Source organism: Haladaptatus sp. W1 (assembly GCF_001723155.1).
GTDB lineage: Archaea > Halobacteriota > Halobacteria > Halobacteriales > Haladaptataceae > Haladaptatus > Haladaptatus paucihalophilus.
Genome location: NZ_MEIH01000130.1, coordinates 1 through 3,076, shown reverse-complemented (window position 1 = coordinate 3,076; position 3,076 = coordinate 1). Strand labels below are relative to the sequence as shown.

Genomic DNA, 3,076 nt, shown 5'->3' with positions numbered 1-3,076 from the left:
GAACGACAGGTACACCGAGTAGAGGATGGGATAGAACATGAACGCCGAGAACAGAAACAGCCCCGGCAGTACCAGTAGTAGGGGCAGGTCGTCCCGGTCGAACACGGGGTTTTCCAGCGCTTGCGCGCCGCGTGTGAACGTCGAGCGAATACTCATTGCGAGGCCTTATTCCCAGTTCTGCTTGATGGTCGTTTCCGCCTCTTCGAAGGCCGGTTTGGCGTCCTGCTTGCCTTTGAGCACCTTGAGGAAGGCGTTTTTCACGGGGTCCCACACCTTGTTCATGTGCGGGGCGGTCGGCATGGGTTCACCCATAGTGACGGATTCGGAGAAGCCTTTGACCGCGGCCGGGAGGTCGTCGCTTCCCGCGAGATCCTTGTGGACCGGGATGAAGCCGTGGTCCTCGGCGAGTCCGAGGAGAGGTCGGTGTTCGTGGTGTGCCACTCGGCGAACTTCCGACCGGCCGTGGCGTTCTTGCCACCCTCGTTCATTTTCTTGGCGAAGTACCACATCTTGACGCCGGTGCTGTCGTCACCGGATACGGATTGAAGGATACCAAAAGTGCGATGGAAGCCAGTGGTAAACCACAGCGCATTCAACCTGACCTGGCCGACGTCAACGCGCTGTATGGTGACGAACGCTCGTCGTCGCAATAAGGCGTAGTACAAATCAGGACGCGTTTACGCGTTTTTCTCGTTTTCTGGTCGGGATGAGCTCTCCCACTCCTCTGTCGACCGAAGCACCGTCCCTGACCGGTCTCCCGTTGGTTGCCCATCTTCGACCGCTATTGTTCCGTTAACGAGGACATATTGCATGCCATCAGCCAACTGCAATGGATTTTCGTACGTTCCATTCTCTTGTACCGTCTTGAGGTCAAAGGCCACGAGGTCGGCGTGATAGTCTTCAGCCACGCGTCCCCGGTCTGAAAGGCCAAGTACTGCCGCCGCATGCCCCACTGGCTTTGTACACGGCAGTCTCAATCGACATCACTTCACGCTCTCTGACATACCGTTCGAGGATTCGAGCAAACGTTCCGATTGCCCGGGGATGGGGTTTTCCGCCGAAGATACCATCCGAACAGATGGTTCCTCGTTCATCAGCGAGGAACCGTTCGATATCTTCTTCAGCCATAATGAAGTCCGCCATCGTTACATCGAGGTCTTCTTCGACGAGTAAGTCGCACATCGCGTCGATTGGATCGAGATCGCGTTGGGCTGCAATCGAGTCAACCGTTTCGCCGACGTCCTGCCCACTGGCTGTATGGGTGATGAGAATGTTCTCCCACGTGCCCGCGGCCCGTGCAAGGTTTTCCCACTCGCCGTTGGATTCGATATCGGTGCGGATTTGCTCACGGATCTCGTGGTCTTGTAAACGGTCGAGAATATCTGACGAGTTCCCCTCTCGTGCCCAGGGGGGAAGTAACGCAGTGAGCATCGTTGATCCAGCAGTGTATGGATACTGGTCGAACGTTAACTTCAAGACCGCGTTCATTGGCAGCATCGAGAAGGTCGATGATTGCTTCCGACTTGCCCCAATTGGCTTTTCCACCGACTTTGAGATGTGAAATATGTGGCTGACAGCCGCGCCATTTCGAGGTCTCCTCGACCGGCCCGACGACGACGTAGAAGAAGGCGACCGTTCCGACGACCGGGATCAGTTGGAAAACGGGTTGTAAGGTCGTGTTTAGCAGGGCGGCGAACCCGGCGAACAGCACGCCCAGAAGGAATGTCACCGCCAGCGGCGCGAGGGGTTCGCGCTGCACGTCGTCGCCGTACCAGATGAGCGCGGCGAGCACGAACGCCGGGATGACCGACAGGAACGTCAACACGCCAAGCGCCGGTTGCAGGAAGAGGATGAACCCGGTCGCGGCGAGTTGCGCGACGAACAGCAACACCGCGAGCGCGACGAACACCCGCCGCCAGTTGTCCGTGAGGCCGCGGTAGATGGCCACCGCCGCCCGGTCGGTTCGCGTGCGTTCCTCCCACGTCGTCACGTCGTAGAGGTCCTCCTCCCCAAGCGATATCTCTATCACGTCGTCCTCGCTCCCACCCATACACCGTACACGTGACGGTTCGTCATAACGATTGGTGGCGAAACGGGTCCGCACGGACGAACGAGCCCACCAGTTTTATTCTCGCGCTCGTCGTCCCACGTTGCCATGGCACTCCTCTCGATCGAAGAAACCGACGTGCCGACGCAACCGTCCGAAACCGGACGGGAGGGCGTGAAGATGGTCGCGCTTTGGATACTGCTCGTCGTCGTGTTTTTCATCCTCACGAGAGGGAGACGCGGGCGTCGACGGTAGGCCCCACGCCCGTTTCGACGGGACAGAACTTTAGCCGCTCCGAACGTCTTCACGCTTCGACAGCGAGACCGGGACGGGAACGAAACGGACTCGCGGTCGGGGGGGACGATGAGCGACGATAGTTCGGATTCGAAGAGGGCACCGAATCGAGGAGGGACGTTCCGTGGCTGAGACTGACGACGCCGTCTCGGTCTGGCAACCGCTTCGGGAACCAGTCTTCCGAGCGATGTGGACGGCGGCGCTCGTGTCGAACGTCGGGACGTGGATGCAGAATGTCGGAGCGGCGTGGCTTATGACCTCGCTCACCACCTCGGCCCTGTTCGTCGCGCTGGTGCAGACGGCGACGACGCTCCCCGTCGTTGTCGTCTCCCTTCCAGCGGGTGCCATCGGCGACATCGTGGACAGACGCTGGCTCCTGCTTTCGATACAGGTATGGATGCTCGTCACCGCCGGACTCCTCGGCGTGCTGACCGCGACTGGGCAAACGACGCCGTGGATACTGTTGCTCCTCACGTTCTCGCTCGGGTTTGGGACGGCGTTCATGAACCCGACGTGGCAGGCGATTCAACCCGAGTTGGTGTCGCGGGACGAACTCCCGGCCGCGATTTCGCTCGGTGCCGTCGGCTTCAACATCGCCAGAGCGGTCGGGCCAGCGGTCGGCGGCCTCATCCTCGCAGCGACCGGAGCGGCCACGGTATTCCTGCTCAACGCGCTCTCGTTCCTCGCCGTGCTCGTCGTCGTGTATCGGTGGCGTCGTGAGCCGTCACCCTCCGA

The 3,076-nt window shown here is 60.2% G+C and carries 7 protein-coding genes; 3 read left to right on the top strand and 4 right to left on the bottom strand.

Annotation, left to right across the window (positions count from 1 at the left end; all coding sequences use genetic code 11):
• Window positions 1-165 precede the first annotated feature (165 nt).
• Window positions 166-441: a hypothetical protein gene (locus BG842_RS07065; protein ID WP_069450226.1), complete on the bottom strand. Its 276-nt coding sequence runs from the start codon at window positions 439-441 to the stop codon at window positions 166-168.
• Here BG842_RS07065 and BG842_RS29650 point away from each other — a divergent pair.
• On the top strand, window positions 435-653 hold the full coding sequence (locus BG842_RS29650; RefSeq protein ID WP_175424095.1) for a hypothetical protein: 219 nt from the start codon (window positions 435-437) through the stop codon (window positions 651-653). The genes BG842_RS07065 and BG842_RS29650 overlap by 7 nt on opposite strands.
• 24 nt (window positions 654-677) lie before the next feature.
• Here the strand turns inward: BG842_RS29650 and BG842_RS28715 are convergent, their stop codons facing one another.
• From BG842_RS28715 to BG842_RS07060, 3 genes are read right to left on the bottom strand one after another with little or no spacing between them, the layout of a single operon-like run.
• Window positions 678-908, bottom strand: coding sequence for a hypothetical protein (locus tag BG842_RS28715; protein ID WP_139136057.1), 231 nt, complete (start codon window positions 906-908; stop codon window positions 678-680).
• Complete coding sequence (locus BG842_RS28710) at window positions 901-1,431, bottom strand: hypothetical protein (RefSeq protein ID WP_139136056.1); 531 nt, start codon at window positions 1,429-1,431, stop codon at window positions 901-903. The genes BG842_RS28715 and BG842_RS28710 overlap by 8 nt, the downstream gene beginning before the upstream one ends.
• Window positions 1,346-2,050, bottom strand: coding sequence for a PrsW family glutamic-type intramembrane protease (locus BG842_RS07060; RefSeq protein WP_254662966.1), 705 nt, complete (start codon window positions 2,048-2,050; stop codon window positions 1,346-1,348). Before BG842_RS07060 ends, BG842_RS28710 begins: the two co-directional genes overlap by 86 nt.
• 105 nt (window positions 2,051-2,155) lie before the next feature.
• On the opposite strand from BG842_RS07060, the gene BG842_RS29645 reads away from it, so the two are divergent.
• Complete coding sequence (locus BG842_RS29645; protein ID WP_175424096.1) at window positions 2,156-2,302, top strand: hypothetical protein; 147 nt, start codon at window positions 2,156-2,158, stop codon at window positions 2,300-2,302.
• A 163-nt stretch (window positions 2,303-2,465) separates the two neighbouring features.
• The coding region (locus BG842_RS07055) for an MFS transporter (RefSeq protein WP_139136055.1) at window positions 2,466-3,076 on the top strand (611 nt) is incomplete at its 3' end.

Excerpts from the sequence above, each read along its gene's own strand:
- BG842_RS28710 (WP_139136056.1), bottom strand. The coding sequence starts at position 1,431 with ATGCTCACTGCGTTACTTCCCCCCTGGGCACGAGAGGGGAACTCGTCA.
- BG842_RS07060 (WP_254662966.1), bottom strand. The coding sequence starts at position 2,050 with ATGGGTGGGAGCGAGGACGACGTGATAGAGATATCGCTTGGGGAGGAG.
- BG842_RS29645 (WP_175424096.1), top strand. The coding sequence starts at position 2,156 with ATGGCACTCCTCTCGATCGAAGAAACCGACGTGCCGACGCAACCGTCC.